This is a genomic window from Flavobacteriaceae bacterium HL-DH10 (assembly GCA_031826515.1).
Lineage (GTDB): Bacteria > Bacteroidota > Bacteroidia > Flavobacteriales > Flavobacteriaceae > Thalassobellus > Thalassobellus suaedae.
Genome location: CP134536.1, coordinates 2,001,603 through 2,025,651, shown reverse-complemented (window position 1 = coordinate 2,025,651; position 24,049 = coordinate 2,001,603). Strand labels below are relative to the sequence as shown.

12 protein-coding genes and 1 pseudogene are annotated in these 24,049 nt (G+C 32.5%); 1 reads left to right on the top strand and 12 read right to left on the bottom strand.

All coding sequences use genetic code 11. The features are described 5' to 3' along the window. Nucleotides 1-23: 23 nt before the first annotated feature. The 8 genes and pseudogenes from sprA to RHP49_08745 form a co-directional block, all read right to left on the bottom strand. Nucleotides 24-7,235 (bottom strand): cell surface protein SprA, encoded by a 7,212-nt coding sequence (gene sprA, locus RHP49_08780; protein WNH14330.1) that lies wholly within the window; start codon nt 7,233-7,235, stop codon nt 24-26. 78 nt (nt 7,236-7,313) lie between these two features. After that, nucleotides 7,314-7,895, bottom strand: coding sequence for a Holliday junction branch migration protein RuvA (gene ruvA / locus RHP49_08775; protein WNH14329.1), 582 nt, complete (start codon nt 7,893-7,895; stop codon nt 7,314-7,316). Between the two features lie 50 nt (nt 7,896-7,945). Continuing rightward, nucleotides 7,946-10,243: an NADP-dependent malic enzyme gene (locus RHP49_08770; protein ID WNH14328.1), complete on the bottom strand. Its 2,298-nt coding sequence runs from the start codon at nt 10,241-10,243 to the stop codon at nt 7,946-7,948. Nucleotides 10,244-10,392: 149 nt separating this feature from the next. Then, entirely contained in the window at nt 10,393-12,126 is a 1,734-nt protein-coding gene (locus RHP49_08765) for a glycosidase (protein ID WNH14327.1), read from the bottom strand. An 11-nt stretch (nt 12,127-12,137) separates the two neighbouring features. Next, a complete protein-coding gene (locus RHP49_08760; protein WNH14326.1) occupies nt 12,138-13,076 on the bottom strand; it encodes a PfkB family carbohydrate kinase in 939 nt (312 codons plus the stop codon). A gap of 39 nt (nt 13,077-13,115) precedes the next feature. Beyond that, nucleotides 13,116-14,467: pseudogene (locus tag RHP49_08755) on the bottom strand (MFS transporter). Between the two features lie 2 nt (nt 14,468-14,469). Continuing rightward, on the bottom strand, nt 14,470-14,823 hold the full coding sequence (locus tag RHP49_08750) for a glutaredoxin family protein (protein WNH14325.1): 354 nt from the start codon (nt 14,821-14,823) through the stop codon (nt 14,470-14,472). A gap of 191 nt (nt 14,824-15,014) precedes the next feature. Then, entirely contained in the window at nt 15,015-17,648 is a 2,634-nt protein-coding gene (locus tag RHP49_08745; protein WNH14324.1) for a TonB-dependent receptor, read from the bottom strand. 264 nt (nt 17,649-17,912) lie between these two features. On the opposite strand from RHP49_08745, the gene RHP49_08740 reads away from it, so the two are divergent. After that, nucleotides 17,913-18,941 carry a LacI family DNA-binding transcriptional regulator gene (locus RHP49_08740; GenBank protein WNH14323.1) on the top strand — a complete coding sequence of 343 codons (1,029 nt, stop codon included), beginning with the start codon at nt 17,913-17,915 and terminating at the stop codon, nt 18,939-18,941. Between the two features lie 9 nt (nt 18,942-18,950). Here RHP49_08740 and queG read toward each other — a convergent pair whose 3' ends face one another. From queG to RHP49_08720, 4 genes are all read right to left on the bottom strand, one after another. Next, nucleotides 18,951-19,871 carry a tRNA epoxyqueuosine(34) reductase QueG gene (gene queG / locus RHP49_08735; GenBank protein WNH14403.1) on the bottom strand — a complete coding sequence of 307 codons (921 nt, stop codon included), beginning with the start codon at nt 19,869-19,871 and terminating at the stop codon, nt 18,951-18,953. Next, nucleotides 19,871-20,893 carry a Holliday junction branch migration DNA helicase RuvB gene (gene ruvB / locus RHP49_08730; protein ID WNH14322.1) on the bottom strand — a complete coding sequence of 341 codons (1,023 nt, stop codon included), beginning with the start codon at nt 20,891-20,893 and terminating at the stop codon, nt 19,871-19,873. The genes queG and ruvB overlap by 1 nt, the downstream gene beginning before the upstream one ends. A 178-nt stretch (nt 20,894-21,071) precedes the next feature. Next, complete coding sequence (locus tag RHP49_08725) at nt 21,072-22,958, bottom strand: OmpA family protein (GenBank protein WNH14321.1); 1,887 nt, start codon at nt 22,956-22,958, stop codon at nt 21,072-21,074. A 110-nt stretch (nt 22,959-23,068) separates the two neighbouring features. Further along, nucleotides 23,069-24,028: a type IX secretion system membrane protein PorP/SprF gene (locus RHP49_08720; GenBank protein WNH14320.1), complete on the bottom strand. Its 960-nt coding sequence runs from the start codon at nt 24,026-24,028 to the stop codon at nt 23,069-23,071. Between the last annotated feature and the right edge of the window lie 21 nt (nt 24,029-24,049).

Sequence of the window (24,049 nt, the reverse complement as noted above, 5' to 3'; positions counted from 1 at the left end):
TTTAAATTCAAACAGAATATATGTTAATTCCCAAAATTATATCTGATTGTTAATCCAGACCTAATTGTTGTTTGTGGAAATGCTGTTGATATAGCATATTCAGAGAACGTATAATCAAAATAAAAGATACCTGTTAAGTTTTTACTAAAAGCATAATCGGCTGAATATTTTAAACCCCAGATAGTTTGCCCAGAAGTAACCTGATTATTTTCTAAATCTAAATACCTGATAATCGTTTTATTATCTCTAACAGATACATCTGCTTTCATATTTAAATCACTCACAATACGCTTACTTGGCCCTGCTAAATTAGAGCGGATACGCAAATCTTTAATTCTATATCCCAAACCAATAACATATTCGTTTCCTAAAACTTCTGTCATTAAGTTATTGTCAAAACTAAGAGACAACAATCTATCTTTTTTTATCTCAGCAAGAATTTTAACCGAATTTTTCATTTCGAAATCAATTCGAACTAATGGGCTAAACATTTCTGTTAAATTGATATTACTGAATAATGTTTTGTTTTTAAAATTACCTCCTTGATCTAATGCTTCAGGATTATTAGCATTGTAATCCAAATTAGATTGAAATTGATTTATAGTATATGTTGAACGATACCCATGAGTTAATGAAAAACGTTTAAAACGCTTTTTAAACCATTCAAACTTCATGAATCCTGTATACTTTAAATCCCAGTTAGGAATTGGGACATCTCTAAACGCAGTGGTTTTAACTTGACTCGCATCTTGACCAGTATAGGCTGCTAAAAATGCTGGTAATAATACCGCTTGACTACTTTTTCCAAAACCTACTGGATATCCTGTTTCTGGGTCTGTTGGAAAAGAAGTTGTTCCATAATATTTTTCTGCAAGCCTATTAGCTATAACAAGCCTGTTACTTCTAAAATCGTTAAAAGCATCAGAGGTTGTTTCATCACTATTACTAAACGCTGTTTTAATAAGTAATGTAGATATATTAAAATTACCAAATGTATTTGGTGTTAGTGATTGATATTCCAACTCACTACCAATACTATTAACTCTAAAGTTTTCAGTATAATTTTCATAATAAGCTCTATTACCTACGATGTCTATTTTTAAGTCTTTAACGGGCTGTAAACTAGCAGACACATCCAATTGTTTGGTATTAGTGGTAGTATATTGCTGATTAAACTCAGGAAACACTGTTAACCAGCCACGTTTTGCTGCTAAATATCTAATGTCGCTTTGACTACCAAATGTAAATCCTACAGTTGGTTTTAATGTCCCTACAAAACCTGGACTTTGTAAATATCCTGGTAAAAACGTTCCGTTATTTTCAGAATAACTAAACTGAATTCTTTTAATAGTCGTTAAAATATCAACTCCAGCATTAAATAATTTTGCGCCTCCTTTGTTCTTTACTTTAGGAGCTGAATTTCCATTTTCCTGACCTGCTCCTGGAGGCCCTGCAGATGCGGCTCTTCTTCTTACTCTACTAATAGGTTTTTTAACTAAACCAATATATTTATACAACTTTATCATATCTACGGTTGTATTAATATTGTGTGTATTGGCATTTTGAATAGTATTTCCTAAATCGAAATTCCCTGTTAATTGAGTATTAGGATCATTTGGATCTGTATATGTAAGTTCTAAATTCCCATACAAGTCTGAGCCTTTTTGCCATTGAAAATTACCACTATATTGATAGGTTGCATCTATAAAACTAAATGTTGGTATTTTATTAATTGGTAACTTATAAGTAATTCCTAAATCTTGAGATTGTCGGTTTGGATCACCAAAATCTAGAAGTCCGTCCCATACGTCTAAAGTTTCATCTTGCTCACCTCTTATTAAATCATTATCCTTATAATAATTTCTAACTATGTTATTATTAGATGCTGTAAAATTAAACTGTAATGCATCGGTTAAATTGTAATTAACCCCATATTGAAAATCGAACGTGTAATTTCTTCTAAATAATTCTTCAATACCAATATTACCTTGACCTAAATCAATTTCTCTAAATTTCTGACGATTGAATTGTCTTTTTAAATCTGTATTAACTGTAAAGCTTGCTGGCAATAAATTAAAATTAAAATCCTTTAAAATCTTCCAATATTTTCCTGTAAATAAGGAATCGTTCTTTTTAAAGGGTTCTACTTTTAAAGGATTAAAATTAAAAGCATAATTGGCTCCTAATCGTAATGTTTTATTTATCGAATTTTCAATTTCAAAATCTCGATGCTCCACTTTATTATATGAATAATTAAACGTTACATTTTCTACATCGTAAAAACGTGGTTTTGCATCGGTGGTTCTTGTTTTTCTAACACCAATGAAATTGATACTCTGACGTCTAGTATAATCTTCAGAATTTTGTTTTACCTGTTCCCTTTCAGCATTTGTATCAGCAACATCTAGTCTAGATTCTAAGGTTAAATCTTTATAATACTGATCGTATTTAGGGGTAATAAGTTCTTCACTTTGCCCGTAATTAAATGGGACTTGAATACCCCATTTTTTTGGCAACAATTGTCCAACGTTTATATTAGTAACAACATCATATTGCTTAACATCTTCTAAACTACGCTGACTTGGACCTTGTTCTATAGAACCAAAACCCGATGTGCTTTGACTTCCAGTAGCACTAATATTCATAAAGTCGGCAATGTTAGTATCCATACTTACTACTGCTGCCCAACCACCTTCGTTATCCATATCGGATAAACGTAGTTCGTTATACCAAATTTCTGCACAAAGATCATCTCTATCAGTTACGTTTTTAACACCAACCATTAAAGTTCTTATATCTCCAAAATTTGGATTTCCTTTAATCCCAACGCGATGCTGTCCTGTAACATATCCGGTAAATGGATCTGTAGCTAATACAATATCGTCATTTACAACATCATAAAATGTTGCATCTTCATTACTCAAAGTCATATCTGAAATCCCTTGTGCTTTAATTTTTCCTAGAATTTCTATTGGCAAATTAATTTCATTGACTTCAGGCCACAAACCTGCTCTTGATGTTGACGTTGAAACTTCTAATGGGATTTCTATTTGATAATAATTTTCGGTAAGGTCGTTACCCATTCTTATAAAACCAACTAGATCATTATTTTCTAATACTGTTCCAGATTCATTATCTTCAGCATGCATAAACATTCTCATACGTTTAAATTGACGCATATCAACACTTATGTTTTTATAAACAGCCTTAGAATCTTCGCTCTCTAAATTACAGACCTTTACGACTAATGATTGTTCATTTTGTTGTATAACCGTATTATTATTAAATAATTCTTCTGGCTCAATTCCTGGAGGCCTCTTGTAACTTCCTTCATTTTCCAGCGTTCCTATAACACCTACTGAGAAATCAGTTTGAGGATCGTCAGGAGTTGGATCATTTTTATCTAAAGCTTGTGTGTAACGTCTCCAATCGCTTCTTACCAAATCTAAAGTTCCAAAACGAAAAATTGTAGGCTCTGTAAACTCCTTTAAAAAAATACGAGCAAAACGCACCGATCTTAAATCGCTTATCCCTCCAACAGGTTTAGCATGAGCGCCCTGTACAGGAATTCTAAATTGGTACCATCTTACATCTGTATTTTCCCCATTAGGAAGTTGACGCTTTGTTTGCTTGAAATCTCTTAAAAATTCTTTTAATGGATTACTATTGGGAATATTATCAAAATCGGCTTGAGATTCTGGTAAATTTTGTCTTGTAAGGTCTAATTCATATTCAAAATAACTATCAATCGTATTCATGGTATTATCACGATTAATATCTTCAACATCTGGTTGGGTATTTGCTCCTCTATCCGTATTACTAAATGTATCAGGTGTATTACCTTCTACACCATTGTACTTTTTATAGCGCTCAAATATATCACCTTCAGTATTTAAAAAGTAAGCATAATTATCGTTTGAAGGGTCGTCTCCAAAGCTAGTTCCAAATTTTAGTAATTCATCTTCATCATTATAACCATCATAACCTACATCTTGATTATTACGCTCTTCCCCTGTGGTATCAAATGCATAAACTAAAGATTGATTTTGTGGTACTACAGTACCATAATCTGTAGTTGGTAACAAACTAACATTACCGTCTTCTGGCAAACCATTTTCATATAATTTTCTGCCATCTTTAACAATATCCTCTGAAATATTACCTAAATTAAAAACAAGTTTTCCTCCTGAGTTTGTTTGAGATTCTTGAAAAGGATCTTGTAACCAAAAATCTATATACTCAACATTTTGTTGTTCAAAATCTGTAGATGTTAATTGGCGTGTTATACCTGCCCAGTTAGCTCTAGCTTCAGTAGGGCTTATACCATCTAATGTTGTCGTGTCAAAATTATAAGGCCCTCGTTCTTGTGGGTAATACGCTAAATCTAAAGTAAAAAGTACCGAATTTTGTCCTTGCACTAAATCTCTGTCTGGAAATAACTCATTAATAAATACACGGCTCGTGTATAAACTAGACATATCTTCATCAGTTATTTCATTAGGACGGCGGCTACTATAAAAAATAGGATCAATAGTATACCAGTTTAAAAGTGCTCTACCATATCCACTTTCTACACCAGTACTATTATCGTCTAATCCATCTCCATCTAAATCTGATGGTCTACTTGATAAAAACCATGATAGTTGCGACCTTAAATCAATCCCGTTTTGAGAACCTTCAAAATCATCAACATAAGAAGTTGCTTCTCCATTAAGATTGGTTCCTTTTGGTGATCCAGGTGCTAAATATGCAAATTCTCCTCTAAGTGAAAAATTAGATTCTGCATCGGTATCTATATTAGGCAATTTATTTGCTAATCGTGTTAAAAAAGGCACTTTGGTAGCATAGTTTCCATTAAAACCAAAAATAGTATTATTTATAGGTTCAGTACCATAGTTTGCCTTTTGTGTTATAGGTCGCTCGTTAAGGTTTAAAAGTGTTCCACCTAATACAAAGTTTTCGTTAAACTTGTGTTCTACATTAATACCTGTAAAACGTCTAGTTTGTTGCCCGAAAACAGCATTATTCTCTGTAGATACTTCAATAGGTGTATTTGACGCTTTTAAAGCTTCGTCTAAAATTTGAACGGTTCCTGCTGTGTAATTAACCGTATAATCGATACCTTCAACCAATACACGACCTCCAGCAGTTACTCTTACCGAACCACGTGGCACATTAAAACTACCTATTGGAATACCATTACTTCCAGAAGATTTATAACGTCCTTTTAATTTGAATTTATTTTTTTCAACCTCTTCTAAAGCTGCCGCTTTTGTACTACTATAAAGTACATCATAAACATACTTTGCTTGGTTTTCGTTATAACTAGTAGGATCTGAATAATCCTCACTAGCATTAAGCGCTAGTTTATTAAACAGAAATTCTCCAAAAGGTTCTGCGCTTGGGAAAATTATTTTTCCAGCTTGCGGAATGACTGTTATTCCTGGAACATAATCAAAAAAACCATCACCTTTTGATTGCGGATCATTATTAAAATTCAGTTTATCTAAATTAAAAACTCTTAATAAAGGCGTTTCATTTAAAGGATCTTCATTTGTTGCTGGAGTTGGAAACTCTGTGGTGCCAACTGGAGAAATAAAGTTTAATGGTGAAGCTTCATTATAAAAGATATTAAGCTTAAAATCATCTGAACTTAAATTATAAGCACCCGTATCATAAATATTTTTCATCATTAAGTCCCAAACAGGCTGATTCACATTTGTGATACTACTTTTTAACAACTTTAATACTAAATTAGAGTTAACAACATTTGTTACCTGACCAGAGCCATTAGTTGTTACATTAGTTGCATCTACACCATCATTAGCAAATTCACCGACTTGATACACTTTACCACCAACCGTAAATTGAAACGCTACTGCTAAAATTTCATCATTATTTAAACGCTGATTTAACGAGATATAACCTAATTCTTTATTAAATGTATATTCTTGTCCGTTAATTAATTTTCTAGCATTTTCTATTTTATTATAATCTGATCCTTCTCTAACAACAGAAGATAAAGAACCAAACCCTTGTTGTGCTGTTGCAACATCTCTTATTTGGTCTGTTAAAATAGACCCCGACCCAATTGAAGTTGGATCAAAATCATTATTCTTATTATCTGGGAAAGCACTAGTTGTGTTGATAAACCCATTTGGAATAGGATCTAATAATAAATTATCATTATCAGGATTTGTAGAGTCATAAAAAGACTCTCCTAAATCTTGAAGAGCTATAATGTTTCTAACATTATCTGTTCTATTACTCCTATTGGTCATCCAAACTTCAAGTCTGGTTATTTGCAAACCTCCATTGTTAAAATAAGGGTACGTAGATAAGGTTTTATCATAAGTATCTCTAAAGTATTGCGCTAAGAAGAAGTGTCTGTTTTCATCATAATCTCTAATAAACAAATCAAATTCTTCTAAGGTGCCACCACCTTGAGAAACGACTGTATTTGCTTGAGATTTTTGTTCAGAAAACACCCCTGTAACTGTAGTTTTACCAAATTGTAATTGCGCTTTTACTCCAAATAAACTCTGAGCCCCCGTAATTAACGAGCTGTTTAAAGGCATACTTACATTACCAACTTCAATTTTTTGTATGATGTCATCTTCTGTTGGTGTATATTCTAATTTGATAAGGTTTTGAAAATCGAAAGTAGATTGTGTATCATAATTAGCATTTACTTGCAATCTTGTTCCCACTTTACCTAAAAGACTTAAACTGATTCTTTGATCGAAATCAAAGGTGAAATTACTTCGGTTTCTAGGAGAAAATGATGGGTTGTCTTGTTTTGAAAATAAAACCCCTAAATCCATTTCTACAGATCCTTGAGGAATAACTTCTATGGTATTACTTCCAAAAATACTCTCGAAAAAATCTGATTCAACATAAAATTCTGGCAATAGATTTTTTTGACCATCTTCTGCACCATCTTTTTTACCATCAAAAGCATCTGTTTTTTCTTTGTAATAAGCTTTTAAACTTTCCTTAGCAACTAAATCATAATACTCTTCAGGAGTTAATATTATTGGATAATTAATATTAAAACTTCCAATTTTTTCGGTATAAATATAGCGATTGGTTGTAGGATCATAAGTATATTTAGATTCTACACTATTTGGTTTTGGTGTTTTAATTGTACCCAAGTCAAAACCCGTTTTAACGGAGTCTTGAACCACCAGTTGCTGCGACCACCCTACTAAAGAAAAGAATAATGCAAAAATCAAAAAAGCACTATGACTGCGCTTTTGTTGACATTTTTTATTTGATTTATAAAAAATAAGGTTAGTTATGCTCAAAATCTATTATAAATTTTTTAAAGCTTGCTTAATTATAGTTTCTACGGTCGCTTCTGGTTGTGCTATAACAATTTTATCAACGACACGTTCTGCCTGTTTTCTAACAAACCCAAGCACTTCTAAAGCAGATAACGCTTCATTTTTATTGGTATTGTCTTTAGACACAGAAACTTCATCAATATCATAAATCTTTAAAATTTTGTCTTTTAAATCTAAAATAACACGCTGTGCAGTTTTAGCGCCTATACCTTTTATAGACTGAATTAAAGCAACATCACTAGTAGCAATACCTTCTCTAACTTGTTTTGGTGTTAGTGACGACAACATAGTACGAGCTATACTAGCCCCAATACCACTTACAGAGATTAACAATCTAAAAATTTCTCGCTCTGCTAATGATGAAAACCCATAAAGTGTATGCGAGTCTTCTTTTACTTGCAAATGAGCATATAACTTAAGTTGTTCGATATCTGATATTTGAGAAAATGTATGTAATGAAATATTTAACATATACCCTACTCCATTACAATCAATAACAACATGTGTTGGATTTTTTTCAACAAGTTTCCCTTGAATATGTGTTATCATTTAGCGCTTTCAGTTAATGTTTCAAATGTAATAAAATTATTTTCACTAAATTATTTAGCGTCAACCTTTTCTAACTCTAATTGTTCTTTCTGTTGGGCATCAATTACTGCTATTGCAGTCATGTTTACAATCTCATCTACACTAGCACCTAATTGAAGAATATGAACTGGCTTACGCATACCCATCATAATTGGTCCAATAGACTCTGCTTCGTTTAATTCTTTTAATAATTTATAAGTAATATTCGCTGAATCTAAATTTGGAAAAATAAGCGTATTTACTTTTTTTCCAACTAATTTTGAAAACGGAAATTTCTCTTTTAGCATGTTTGCATTTAAAGCAAAATCTGTTTGCAACTCGCCATCTACAATCATATCTGGATAACGACGATGTAAATAGGCTACAGCATCTCTCACTTTGGATGCTTCAATATTTTTTGAAGACCCAAAATTTGAATACGAAATCATTGCCATGACTGGATTCATTCCAAACATTTTTACAACTTGAGAAGTCATTCTGGCAATTTTTATTAACTCACTAGAACTTGGGTTGATATTTATAGACGTATCACTTAAAAATAACGGACCTCTTTTGGTCATCATTACATTGGTTGTTGCTATTCTATTAGCACCTTTAGCCATTCCAATAAGTTCTAACATAGGCTTTACAACCGAAGGATAGTTACGCGAATACCCAGAAATTAAAGCATCAGCATCACCTTCATTAACCATCATAGCTGCAAAATAGTTACGCTCTCTCATTAAGCGTTGTGCAGCATAAAGTGTTACACCTCTACGCTTACGTTGTTCCCAATATACTTTGGCATACTTATCTTTTCTATCTTTTTCTTCCTCTGTCTTAGGATCTATAATAAGTATATCGGCATCAAAATCAATTTCTGCCATTAAATTTTTTATCGTTTTCTTTCTACCTAATAAAATAGGAACGGCAACACCTTCTTCATATACTATTTGAGCTGCTTTTATAACAGCTAATTGATCGGCTTCTGCAAAAACAACACGCTTAGGGTCTAATTTTGCTCTACTAAGCAGCAATCTTACCATTTTGTTGTCTGAACCTAAACGCTCTCTTAATTTATCTTTATATGCATCCCAATCTGTAATAGGCTTTTTTGCAACACCACTTTCCATAGCTGCTTTGGCAACTGCAGGTGGTACTTCGGCAATTAATCTTGGATCTGTTGGTTTTGGAATGATATAATCTTTACCAAAAGCTAATCTAGTTTCTCCGTAAGCTATATTAACTTGTTCTGGTACTGGCTCTTTAGCTAAACGCGCTAAAGCCTCTACAGCAGCCATTTTCATAGCTTCATTAATTTTTGTAGCTCTTACATCTAAAGCGCCTCTAAATATAAATGGAAATCCTAAAACATTATTTACTTGGTTAGGATGATCACTTCTACCCGTAGCCATAATAATGTCTTTACGTGTTGCTATAGCGACATCATATTTCACTTCTGGATTTGGATTTGCCATAGCAAATACAATAGGATTATTCGCCATAGACAACAACATCTCTGGAGACACAATATCGGCCATTGACAAACCAATAAACACATCAGCATCTTGCATGGCTTCGTCAAGCGTATCTATCTTCCTATGTGTAGCATACTCTGTTTTTTCAGATGTTAAATTGCCTCTATCGTTTCTAATAACACCCTTACTATCTAGCATGACCATATTTTCTCGTTTAGCACCAAAAGCTTGGTATAAACGTGAACATGAAATGGCAGCGGCTCCAGCGCCACTTATAACTATTTGTACTTCTTCAATTTTCTTTCCTGCTATTTCTAAAGCATTAATTAACGCTGCTGCCGAAATAATGGCTGTACCGTGTTGATCATCATGCATCACAGGAATGTCAAGCTCTTCTTTTAATCGTCTTTCAATTTCAAAAGCTTCAGGAGCTTTAATATCTTCAAGATTAATACCTCCAAAAGTGGGAGCTATATTTTTTACTGTGGCAATAAATTCATCAATATTTTCGGTATCAACTTCAATATCAAAAACATCTATATCTGCAAAAATTTTAAATAGTAAACCTTTACCTTCCATAACAGGTTTTGATGCTTCAGGACCAATATTCCCTAAACCTAAAACCGCTGTTCCATTAGATATTACTGCAACAAGGTTCCCTTTTGCTGTATACCTATAAGCGTTATCTTTGTCTTTTTCTATCTCTAAACAAGGCTCAGCTACCCCAGGTGAATATGCCAAGGAAAGATCTCTTTGGGTTGCGTATTTTTTTGTTGGAACTACTTGTATTTTACCTGGTGTTGGTAATTCGTGATATAATAAAGCATCACTACGTTTACTTTCTTTGCTCATTAGAAATAATTATTAAAAATTACATCTAGCAAATATAGCAATCCTACTCAAGGAAAACTGTGTAAATTTTGAATTTTTAAGGGTACTTTATTAACTAAAACTCATTAAATATTAACCAGAAACATCTAGTAAATTCAAACAATATGATATTAAAACTTGGATATTTTTGATATTTTATTTTCTGAATACGTAATTGTAAACATATGCGTTTGAAGATTTGCTTTAAGTTGCGCAAAATCAACACCATTCTCCCATCTGATATCTAATTCGTTATCTGGTGTATCATTTATTATTACAGTTCCTGAAAACGCTTTAGAAGTGTTCCGTAATCGGATGATTTCTAGTTGATTTTTAACTATATTCTTTTTAAGACCATCTTCTATCTCTTGCATAGTTAAATTTGTACGGTTAATTTCTTTATGACCTGCACTTCCTCCTTTATCGGCTGCTTCATAATCGTTCTCTCCTGCAAAAATATCTAAATACCATACCTGAGGGATTCCAGGCATAAACATTTGAATAGCTCTAGCTAATAAAAGTTTTTTCTCACTTTCACCTAAAGCGCTAAAAAAAGTAGCATTAACTTGGTAATAAGAAATCTTATTCCCTGATGGATCGTAAAGATTTTTTACACGACCACCACGCTCCATGATTTTATTCATGACAGCTTCAATTTCATCATCTTCCAACAAGCCCTTATTATATACGCCTTTAACTTCTTTACCCTTTAAATCTAACACTGGTATTCCATCATGGCAACCCAACATATTTACTGTTTTGTAACCTTTACTAATAATTTCTTTTGCCCAAGTTAATAACGCTCTATTTGAACTATTTTCAATAGTATGTATTGTTAATCCGGGCAAGAAAAAATCATAAATTTGATACCCTTTATTTGCTACCTCATCATGCAAATGCAATCCGTATTCTGCATGAATTTCAGGTAAAAGTGTTAAATCATTTTTTTGTGCAATTTGATTAATCCGTTCTAAATAATCCCAAGTCCCCGGCTTATTAAAAAAGTTTGTCTGCCCAATTTCCTTATGTAAATAAGCAAAAGCATCTAATCTTAATATAGAACAACCAAAACCACTAACTTTTTTTAAGGTTTCTTCATAAAAATCCCAAACTAATGGCGATTTAGCATTCACATCCATTTGACCTAAATAAGAACGATTTTGCTCTATTATAGATAAAACAGCTTCTTTAAACTTATTGCTATCTTCAAAATTAATGTTATTAAAATCTTCGTTTCTGTCAATAGCATTATTTACTTTTTCGCAAATTAAGGATGCTTGATTGGTAGATAATTCCTTAATACTTTTTAAATCGGAATCCGTAATTTTATTATAGGTTATTTGCTGATAAAACGTATTCCAGTAAGGCTTTTCTGTACCATCAGGAAAACGCACTTTTAAAATAGGTAAACCCGATTTCCTCATAAACAACTTACTAAGAAATTCTTCATTAGGCACTATAACACCATCTACTCCTAAAACGCCGTTACCTTTCCAAAATTCGTTCCAATTAATAAAAAAGTCTTTGTATTTTGATTGATCTCCGTGTTTTAATAAATCCTTAAACTGTGGAGATGCCACTGATAAATGATTTAAAACAATATCAAATTTTAATTGAATATTTAGTTTCTCTAAAGCTTTTAAATCTGTTTCTGAAACCAGATCTTTATTTAAGTTATAATCTATAACTGAAAACCCTCTATCTAAATCGCTATTAAAAAAAGTTGGCAACACATAAAATAAAGAAAAAGCATCTTTAAATTCTGGCATTTGCAACATAGATACGGTATCACTTAAGTTTTTGCCTATGCTATCTGGGTAAGCATTTAGCATTACCCCATTAGTAATTTTATTAACTTTCGACATGATTTCAGTTTTTACAGAAGTTCTGATAAAATATTAATGTTATCTGGTAATCTACCTACATTTTGAAGTTTTAATGCTGCTAATTGTAAAGCCACTTCTAAACACTTTTCAATAGGTTTTTCTTTTATATAAGCAAATAAAAAGCCTGACCAAAAAGCATCGCCTGCTCCAGTGGCGTCCTGAACTACATCTATTTGTATGGCTGGTAATTGAATAACTTCTTTCCCTTTTTGAGATAATTTAACACCTTTGCTTCCTAGAGTTAAACAAACTGTTTCTACGCCTTCAGAATGGAAAAAATTAAATATATCTTCATGAGGTAATTTTTGCTCAAAAAGTCTAAGCATATCATCTTCACTTATTTTAACTAAAGGATTAAACTTGCAATACGCTTTAATTACTTGAAGCGCTTGTTCCTGACTTTCCCATAATTTTTTAGCATAATTTACATCAATACTTAATTTACAACCTAAATTAAATGCCTCTTCTGCTTTTTTTAAAATGGTTTCTTGTGCAGGATTTTTACTTAAAGCAAAACATGTTGTATGATAAATATTGGTATTTAATAATGTTTCTTTTGAAATTTGATCTTCAGTAATACAATAATCTGCTTCACGAAAAGGAATAAAATCTGGAGTACTATCTGTTCTTGAAACAAAAATGACGCTTGTAGGATGATTATCAACTTGCTTAATAAAATTAGAATTCACGCCTACTTCACCAAGTCTTTCAAATATATATTCTCCAAAACCATCTTTACCAACTGTAGCAACCAAAACGGATTTCAATCCTAATCTAGCTGAATTCATAGCCACATTTGTTGGAGAGCCACCTAAATACCTGTGGTAATCTCTTGTGTTGTTAATTTGAACGCCCGATTGATGTCCGATGAAATCAACAAGTACTTCACCAACACATAAAATATCTATATTTTTTATATTATTTTTCAAAATTCATTTACGTTTTATTATACTCTTTAAAAAGAAAGGTTAGTGTCCACCACCACCTGGAATTATTATTTCTCCGCTCTCTGCATCAACTTTAGGTTCCTTTAAACGTAACGCTAGGACACCAGCTATAATAAAAAATACACCTCCAAATAATATGGCATTAACAGCACTATTATTCAATAAGTTTTTTACTATTGGACCAAAAGTTATGGTTTGAATCCCCATGGGAATAACAATCATCATATTTAAAATCCCCATATAAACACCTCGTCTTTTCTGAGGGACAATTCTAGAAACCATTGAATATGGTATACCCATCATTGCCGCCCAACCTATTCCAAATAAAATCATAGGTAAAACAACTAAAAGGGGATCTTGAATATATGGAATAGAGAGCATCGCAATTCCTGTTAAAAACAAGCTTATTACGTATACTTTTTTACCTCCAAATTTTAACGCTAATGGCACTAAAGCTAAGGCAAAAACAATAGTTGAAAGATTATAAGTAGTATTCATCTTTGCCGCCTGACTTAAAGCTTCAGAGCTATTAAAACCCATACTTTCTTTAAACATAGGCGCAATAAACTGCCAATACACAAATAAAGCATACCATTGAAATAAATAGACTCCAGATAGTATCCACATAAATTTAGACATATCCTTTATGGCATTAATAATTTCGTTAAATGGCGTTTTTATACGCTCTAAAAGAGATAAAGCATTATGTTTATTAATTTCTTCTAATTCCTCATTAGAAGGTGGGATTTCGGGTGTTTTTAAAACCGACCACAAAATGGTTGAAACCGATAATATTGCTCCAATAAAAAATGAATAATACAACCATTTAGGAATTTCCTTTACAGTTTCTGATATGGTTTCTGCACCACCAAACCAATCTTGAAAAAGAAAAATAGAAGCATTAGCCAAAACAATACCTGCACCAACAAACAAACTTTGCATTTGATAACCAAAACTTAATTGTTTATTTGGTAATTTATCACCCACAAAAGCACGATAAGGTTCCATTGCCATATTATTACCAACATCAAGAATCCATAATAAACCAACAGCAAACCAAAGCGCAGAACTAAATGGAAAAGCAAACAAACACAAACTACCTATTATAGCTCCTATTAAAAAAAGGGTTTACGTCTCCCCCAACGTGGCGACCACGTTTTATCGGAAATCGCACCTATTATAGGCTGAATGATTAAACCTGTTACAGGACCTGCAAGGTTTAATAATGGTAAATCTTCATGATGTGCTCCTAAAAATGAAAATATAGGATTAACAGCTGTTTGCTGTAAACCGAAACTGAACTGAATCCCTAAGAACCCAACATTCATATTAAAGATCTGCCAAAAGGATAAGTTTGGTTTAGTTATTTTCATCTTTACTTTTTATTAATGATTAATTTTTTTAGAAATCCTTCAAAATCAGTCCCATTCATTATAAGTTTTCCATGTAAATCGACAACTGGCAAAGACAAATTATCAACTGAAAACCCTGCCTTTTGTAATTTTATTAGCATTTCTCTTTGCTTTTCTAAATTTACATCTACATCGTAATACGTGAAATCTATTTTTCTTTCTTTTAAATAAGCTTTAGTATCAATACAATAATGACAGGTATCGCTACCATAAACTATTATTTTATCTTGTTTATCAAATTTAATAGCATTATTTAAATCTTGAGAGCTACTTCCTAAAGAAACCAAAAAAACAAGTACTAATACTAAATATTTCATGTGTTTATATTTATTGTTTTTTTTAATTGTCGACTATAACACCTTTATAACCAGAGATGTTTCAAATGTTTAAATTAGAAAATTCAAATTGAAGATTAATAAAAAGGGCTGATATTTAGTGAGAGATTTCATCAACCCTAATTACTAATCACTTAAAAAATCAAACAAACTCTTTGCTATTAATCAATTTTCTAAAATTTATATTGTAAAGAAATTGTAGAAGAACTACCACTAATAGACCTAGCTCTTACTAAACGATTTGTTCCAAAAGCTCCATCCCCGTTACCTTCAACTTCTGTAATACCAACAGTATCAAAAATATTATTCATACTTAACACTACAGAAAGACCTTCTGTTAAACCAACTCTACCTATCAAATTAAAATATGCATATGCTGGCATTACTAATGCATTATCATCTTGAGCATACGATTTAGTAGTGCCTAGCATACTTAAAGCTACACTATGCTGACTGTTTTCACCAAAACTATAAGATGGTGATACGTTGTAAACTAAATCTGCTTGTCTTCTTGGAGTATTTCCTTTATTTGCACCACCATCAATTTCTGCTTTTGTCCAAGTAAAAGACCCATTAACAGAGAAGTTATCTCCAAATGCCATAGCAGTTTCTACTTCTAAACCTAAAGCTTTAAATGGATTTCCAACAGTTCTATTTAACTCATTACTTAAGCCTTCATCAGTGTTACTCATAAACCCTGTTAAGTTAAGCACACCATTTTTTAATCTTTTCTTGTAACCAACTTCTAATTGAGACACTTCATCATATTGTACATCTGCTTTACCATCTGTTCCATAAGAATTTCTATCGGCTGCTCTACCAGAAGCACCAGAACTATATCTTGCAAAAATGGCTGCACCTGCATCTAACTTATAATTAAGACCTGCAGAATACGACACAAAGTTATAATCATCATTAACAATTTGACCCGCATTACCGGCAATAACAGGAACAGATTGCTCAATATCTTGTATTACACCGTCACCATCATAATCATATGCTCCCTGACTTGTTGGACCTCCTTGTATGTTACCATTCACTTTAACGTTTTCAAAACGCACACTACCATCAAAATTTAATTTATCAGTAATATCTGCATCAACACCAACATACGGAGAATTTACATTATGTACTGTATTGTATTTACGTTGGCAACAGTTACCCCAAACTGGCGTCCCATAAGAATATTGACCATTTCTTGAAAAACCATCAAAATCTGCTAATCTAGCTTGACCGCCTCCTTTAACTTCAGAAAGGAAAGAATTCCATTGCCATCCAATTTTAGTATTTTGAGTTGCTGTAAATAAACCAGCCGTTACACCAACATTATCACTTAATTTCTTAGATATTTTTACATCTCCAAAAAAGTTACTTAAATCATCAACAGTTACATCGAACATGTGTATAATTTGAGCTAATCCATTTGATGGGTTGAAAGCTTCTCTATCTCCATCAGCATAAACTAATGGCTCAGAACCTGCACCAGCTGCTGCTCTAGCAGTAGCATCAATTTCTGAAACCGTACCAACAGCTGCTGTAAATGGTGCAACCCATTCGCCACTATTGTTAGAATATCTTCCTTTAGCTGCTAATTTCCATCCATCACCTAAATCAAAAGACAACTCAGCACCTAAAGCTTTAGAGATAGGATTATTTCCATTTCTAACATCATTTACATGTCTACCACCACCATCAAAAGGGTTCGTTCCAGCACTTTGTTGTAAATACGCAGATTGTACGGCATCATTAGTAATATCGAACCCTGGAAGGTTAGAAAATGTTGGGTTTGCATTATCACCTTCTAATAACATAGGCATTGGTAAATACATTACCGATTTATCGTTTAAAAACTTTGCATAAACACGTACATATCCGCTTTCAAATCTTTTTGTAAGATTCGCTTTAAATTGTCCACCTTTATTACCTTGGTAACCTATTTCTCTTGGCCCTTCTCCACTTCTCATAAATCCACCAATATGATATGATAAACCTTCGCCTATCGGTGCACCATATTCAAAATCTAATCGACTCGTTTGGTAATCCAATCCGAAAGTTGTTCCAAATGAACCGCCTTCTGTAGCACCTGTTTTACTAATCATGTTAATGATACCTGCTGGTCCATTAGATGTTTGCGTAGATGCAGAACCACCTCTAATAGCTTCAACTCTACCAATATTAGAATCAATTCTTAAAAAGTTGTCAGCATTTCCAAAAGAGGTATCACCAAATAAGTTTAATGGCAAACCATCTTCTTGAATTTGAAAGTATCTCGACCCTCCAGAAGAAATTGGCACACCACGTACGTTAAAATTTGCATTACCCTCACCACCAGAAGATTCTGCACGAATACCTGGTATGTTTCTAAACAGCTCACCTGCACTTCTTGGAGAAGCTTGCTCAATAAGTTTAACATCCATAGTAGAAACCGATACACTCGATTCTAATTTAGATTTTGGATTTACAACCCCAGTTACAACAATCTCGTCTAAAGACGCTGCATCTTCATCCATTGAAAAACTCACTGTAATATCTCCGCCTTGAGCTTCAATACTTTTTGCAAAAGTTTTGTAACCTATAAAGGTAGCTGTTAACGTGTAAGTTCCATCTTCTACATTAGCAATGGTGTAGTTTCCATCAAAATCGGTTACTGAACCCTTAGTTGTTCCATCCAGTATAACGTTTACACCACCAAGTGGCACGCCATATTGATCATTAACTGTTCCAGAAATCGTTGATTGTGCAAAAATTGACGATACTGAAAATAACATTAGAAGCAAAACACTCCATTTAGTTTTAGTTGAATTCATTTTGTCTTAAATTTTAGTTATTTAATAATTATATAGTTTAATTCTTATGCAATTTACATTTACACTATACTAAAAATACAATTTTCGCAACGAAAACGTTTTCGAAATCAACGAAAACGTTTTCGTTTTTGATATTTTCATTATATTTAGCATTAAGAAATTGATGTTTTTTTATGAAACATTCATAACTAAATTTTCGGTAGCCAAGAAAATGACTAAATGAATATTACATGTGACCTATAAAAAAACAATAATTATAAAAACATGAAACCAGTAACATTAAAACAAATTGCAGAGCATTTAAACATTTCAGTAACAACTGTTTCAAAAGCATTAAAAGACTATCCTGATGTTAGTAAAAAAACAAAAGGACTAGTAAAAGAATTAGCAAAAACTCTAAACTACAAACCCAACGCCTTTGCAGTTAATTTAAGAACTAAGGAATCTAAAACTATTGGATTAATAATTCCTGTAATTGTTCACCATTTTTTCTCGAGTGTTATTAAAGGTATTGTTGCTCAAGCAGAGAAAAAAGGTTATTTGGTTATTATTCTACAATCAAATGAATCTTATGAACTCGAAAAGAAACAAATTGATTTGTTGTTAAGTCAGCGCGTAGATGGCATTTTAATTTCAATAGCAAATGGCACTGCAAATTTTAATCATTTAAATGAAGTACTTGCTCTAAATAAGCCTATGGTCATGTTCGACAAAATTGCAAAAATTGTAAAGTGTTCAAAAATTATTATAGATGACCGAAAAGCAGCATATGATGCTACCCAGCATTTAATTGATACAGGTTGTAAACGCATTGCTCATTTTAGAGGTCCGCTTCTACCTCAAAACTCTATTGATAGATTTCTCGGGTATAAAAAAGCGTTATTAGATAATAATATGCCATACGACCCTTCATTAGTCTATATATGTGAATGCGGCGATATGAGTTTTGAAGAGGGTAAAAAAAGTGCACAACAACTATTAAAAGATCATAGTGATGTTGATGGTATTTTTATAAATACCGATTTAGTAGCTATTGGCGCTCTTAATGAGTTTAACAAACAAGGTATTAAAATTCCTGAAGAGATAAGTATTGTTGGATTTAGTAATTGGTTTATGTCGTCAGTTATCTCTCCAACCCTTACAACTATAGACCAACCGGGTTACCAAATGGGAAAAACTGCTTTTAAACAGCTTTACAAAGAAATTAAAGCCATTAAAAACAAGAAACCTAAAACACCAAAAACTATTACCCTAGAAACCGCTTTGGTAAAAAGGGAGTCAACAAAAGAATAAAAAATAGTGTTATTTCAAGAAATCGATATTTCGTTTTAATCCTGAAAACTTAGTACGCTTAACAGCCGATTTTTGAAAAATCTTACTAAACACATCTTGAGTAATCTCTTCCCAGTCTTTTTTAGTCATTGACAGTAATTCGGGATGCGGATTAAACAACGGTTCGTTATGTGCTTTTGAAAACCGATTCCATGGACATACATCTTGACATACATCACAACCAAACATCCAATCGTCAAACTTTCCTTTAAATTCTGTTGGAATATTATCTTTTAATTCAATAGTAAAATATGAAATACATTTACTCCCATCTACAACATAAGGTTCTGTAATAGCCTCTGTAGGGCAAGCATCAATGCATGCAGTACAGGTTCCACAATGGTCTGTTGTTGCCGAATCGTATTCTAAATCTAAATCGATAATGAGTTCAGCAATAAAATAGAAAGACCCCACTTGTTGGGTTAATAAATTACTATGTTTTCCAATCCAACCTAAACCACTTTTGGCTGCCCATGCTTTATCTAATACAGGTGCCGAATCTACGAAGGCACGTCCATGAACAGCGCCAATTTCTTCTTGAATAAAATTTAAAAGTGATTTTAATTTATCTTTTATTACAAAATGATAATCGGTTCCGTAAGCGTATTTTGAAAGCTTGAAACTCGATTCATTCTGTTTTTCTTCTGGATAATAATTAAGTAATAACGAAATAACACTTTTAGAACCTTCAACCAGTTTTGTAGGATCTAAACGCTTATCAAAATGGTTTTCCATATAATGCATCTCACCATGCATATTATTTTTCAACCATTTTTCTAATCGTGGTGCTTCTTCTTCTAAAAAAGTTGCTTTACTTATACCGCAAGATAAAAAACCGAGGCGTTTGGCTTCGGTTTTAATAAGTTTAGTGTATTTAGTTTTATTATTTATCAAAACAAACCACCTTGAGTTGGTCCTTTTACTTTTCCTAAATGTCTATACGCTTGTTCGGTAACTTCTCTACCACGAGGTGTTCGCATAATAAAACCTTGTTGTATTAAAAAAGGTTCATAAACTTCCTCAATGGTTTCAGCACTTTCACTTACCGCAGTGGCAATTGTAGAAATACCAACAGGTCCGCCCTTAAATTTTTCAATAATGGTTAATAAAATTTTATTATCCATTTCATCCAATCCATGAGCATCAACATTTAAAGCCTCTAAAGCATATTTTGCGATTTTAATATCTATAGAACCGTTGCCTTTTATTTGAGCAAAATCTCGAACACGACGTAATAAAGCGTTTGCAATACGAGGTGTCCCTCTACTTCTTCCTGCAATTTCAATGGCTGCCTCCATAGAAATAGGTACTCCTAAAATATTAGCACTTCGTTGTACTATGGTGGTTAGTAAATCGGTTTTATAATATTGCAATCTACTTTGTATACCAAAACGTGCACGCATAGGTGCTGTTAATAATCCTGATCGGGTAGTCGCACCAACTAATGTAAACGGATTCAAATTGATTTGAACCGTTCTTGCGTTTGGTCCTGTTTCAATCATAATATCAATTTTGTAATCCTCCATTGCTGAATACAAATACTCCTCTACAATAGGACTTAATCGATGTATTTCATCAATAAATAACACATCGCGTTCTTCTAGATTAGTTAGTAATCCTGCTAAATCCCCTGGTTTGTCTAAAACAGGACCTGAAGTTACTTTAATACCTACATCAAGTTCACTCGCTAATATATGAGCTAAGGTTGTTTTACCCAATCCTGGAGGTCCATGAAATAGCGTATGATCTAAAGCTTCGGTTCGTAAATTTGCGGCCTGAACAAAAATTTGTAAATTTTCCAACACTTTATCCTGCCCTGTAAAATCATCAAAGGATAAGGGTCTTAATTTTCTTTCTACGTCTAATTCTTCAGGTGAAAAATTATCGTCTGTTGGATCTAGGTTTTCGTTCATGTTTGATGCCTTTCGACTGCGCTCAAGGTGACATTTAGGTTCAATTAAAAAAAGATACTCGCCTTTACGGGAATGACAAAAAGTTCACTAAAAGCAAATATAAACAAAAAGCCTTTCCGAATTGGAAAGGCTTTATACATTTTATTTAATGAGGTTCCCGCCTTAGCTGGATAATAGGTTAATTTAAAATTGTGAATTCACAACGTCTGTTAACATCGTATTCTTCATCGTCACAAACACCTTCTTTAATACAATCGTTAAGGGGTTGCTTTTCTCCGTAACCAATACTTTTTAATCGCTTTCTTTCAATGCCTTGACTAACCAAATATTCTAGTGTAGAAGCTGCACGTCGTTTAGACAATTTTAAATTATATTGATCTGACCCTTTTGCATCTGTATGTGCTGAAACTTCAACTTCCATAGTTGGATATTTCTTCATTAAATCAACCAATATATTTAACGTTACCGCAGCATCTTTACGGATATTAGATTTATCAAAATCAAAGTATATTTTTTCTAATTCTATTTGTACTTCTCCCTTTTCATTCTCTTTAACATGCTCTTCAGCATCTGCAAAAGATTCTAAATTTAAGTATATGTTATGTTGAACTTTCCCATCGCTATCTGTTGAGAACTCAACATCTTGTGGAATATATGCTTTTCGGGTTCCTCTAACTGTATATTTTTTATTAGGCTCTATTTTGAAAATATAATATGCATCATCACCAACAATGACATCTTGAATTATAGTTCCAGATTCATCAAATAATGTTAATAAAGAACCTGCTAATAACTCTTTACTATTTAAATCTTGAACAATACCCGCTACTTGATATTTTAACAATACGTTTTCTTCTCTAGTAAAACCAAATAATCTGTCGTTTCCTTTTCTGTTTGAAGATACATAACCCATGTTATCTTTTTCTCTAATAACAAAAGCAAAATCATCTAAATTACTATTTATAGAACTTCCTAAATTTATTGGTTCATCAAAACTTCCATTAACCATATTACTTCTAAACACATCTAAACCACCATAACCTTGGTGACCAATTGAAGAAAAATACAGTACATTTGAATCACTTATAAAAGGAAATTGTTCTCTGTGTTTTGTATTAATTGTAGCTCCTAAATTTTCTGGTTCTCCGTAAGTTCCATCGTCATTTATAGTTACTTTATAAATATCAAAACTTCCTATTGTTCCTGGCATATCACTTGCAAAATAAAGTGTTTTTTCGTCTTTACTTAAGGCTGGATGTTCGGTACTATAGTTATTTGATGTAAATGGCAACGGGGTAACATTAGTCCATTTGCCATCAACTAATTCTGCTTTATAAATTTTTATATGTGCAATACGTTCTTCGTCTGCTTTTTTACGCGTGGCATTGGTTCTATTAAAATACATCGTTTTACCATCTTTAGTAAATACGGCACTACTTTCATGCGAACTTGTATTAATAGCATCTGAAAAAGGCTGAATATTTTCAAGCGTATTATGATCTGTTAAGGTTGCGCTATACAAATCTAAATATGGTAATTCATTCCATGAATAAGATGGGTTTTTAATGTTTCTTGCCGAAGCAAAAGCTACTTTATTCTCTCCATAAAACGACAAGCCAAAATCGCTACTCGAATTTTCATTCATAATGTGTTGTAACTTAAAATTATGAGGTGTTGTTTTTCCTGTAGTTTCAATAAATGCATTGGTATTAAATGGTTTGTCATAATACCTACTTAAATGTTTATCGGCTTCGCTATAATCTTTAACTCCTTTTAAAGCTTGCGCATAACGGAAATGATATTCAATATTAATAGAATCACCATAGGTTTGAAACAGCTCACTATAGGTTTTAACAGCCTTTTCAAAACTCGTGTTATAATAATAACTGTCGGCTAAATTTTGAAGCACTTCTTGATTACGCTCTTTGGTTTCATAGATTTCTGCCGCTTCATTGTAGGCTCTCATTTCAAAAAGTTTATTAGCTCTTTTTATATTTCCTTTTTGCGCTAATGTTATTCCACTAACTAATAAAAGGCTTGCAAATATGTATATATGTTTTTTCATCTGTATATTTTTATTGTTTTTTAATTGTCAGATGTAACATCCATTCGGTTGCTAATTCATTTGACAAAGTTTTCAATAATGGATGTTTCATGTTTTCCTATTATTAAAATTTAGAAGAATCTTGGTGAACGATCATATCCTCCTTTGAAACCGAATAAATCAACATCAAATAAAATGAATATTTCGTGTGATCCTGAGTTATAACTTCCTAGATTATTAGTTGTAAAATCGTAAGCATATCCTATTTTTAGTTCTGGTGAAATTCTAAAACCTATCAAACCACTTATAGCATCGTCTAATCGATATCCTAAACCTGCTTCTAATTTCTCATTAATTAAAACGTTTGCTGTAATATCTAATGCTAAAGGAGCTCCTTTAACCGATTTAGCCATAAATGCTGGTTTAAGTTTTAAATTCTGATTGATATCAAACACATAACCACCTGTTAAAAAATAGTGAACATTTTCAACTCCAGTAGCTCTAACACCATTTTCTGTTTCTAAATGTTTTGATGATAACATGTTTGGAGCAGATAACCCGATGTAATAATTATCGGTAAAGTAAAAGGCTCCTATTCCTAAATTAGGAAAGGTTTTATTAACGTTTTCATTAAATGCTAAATCTGTAGATGTATTTCCCGATTGTAAATTAAAGCCATCAAAATTAACATCGAAAAAAGTAAATCCTGCTTTAATACCTAACGATAATTTAGAATCTAAACCAACGGGTAAAACATAAGCAAAATCAGCATAAATGTTATTTTCTTGAACAATGTCACCAATATTATCGTTAACAAACGAAATACCAACTTCTATTTTTTCATTTATAGGTGTATGTGCAAAAAAGGTTCCTGTTTTGGGTGCGCCTTCAATTCCTACCCATTGTGCTCTATATAAACCTCCAAGATTCAAAATCGCTTCATCTGCTGTTGCATATGCTGGATTTATAACACTCATATTATACATATACTGTGTAAATTGAGGGTCTTGCTGCGCAAAACTTTGAACAGACATTAAGAATGTCAATCCTACTATCGCAGCTATTTTATGATATATATTTAAATGTTTCATAGTTTCTAAATTGTGTTATCT

Coding starts and splice junctions, on each gene's coding strand:
- RHP49_08770 (WNH14328.1), bottom strand. CDS start 10,243: ATGAGCAAAGAAAGTAAACGTAGTGATGCTTTATTATATCACGAATTA.
- RHP49_08765 (WNH14327.1), bottom strand. CDS start 12,126: ATGTCGAAAGTTAATAAAATTACTAATGGGGTAATGCTAAATGCTTAC.
- ruvA (WNH14329.1), bottom strand. CDS start 7,895: ATGATAACACATATTCAAGGGAAACTTGTTGAAAAAAATCCAACACAT.
- ruvB (WNH14322.1), bottom strand. CDS start 20,893: ATGAACGAAAACCTAGATCCAACAGACGATAATTTTTCACCTGAAGAA.
- RHP49_08750 (WNH14325.1), bottom strand. CDS start 14,823: ATGAAATATTTAGTATTAGTACTTGTTTTTTTGGTTTCTTTAGGAAGT.
- RHP49_08745 (WNH14324.1), bottom strand. CDS start 17,648: ATGAATTCAACTAAAACTAAATGGAGTGTTTTGCTTCTAATGTTATTT.
- RHP49_08725 (WNH14321.1), bottom strand. CDS start 22,958: ATGAAAAAACATATATACATATTTGCAAGCCTTTTATTAGTTAGTGGA.
- RHP49_08740 (WNH14323.1), top strand. CDS start 17,913: ATGAAACCAGTAACATTAAAACAAATTGCAGAGCATTTAAACATTTCA.
- RHP49_08720 (WNH14320.1), bottom strand. CDS start 24,028: ATGAAACATTTAAATATATATCATAAAATAGCTGCGATAGTAGGATTG.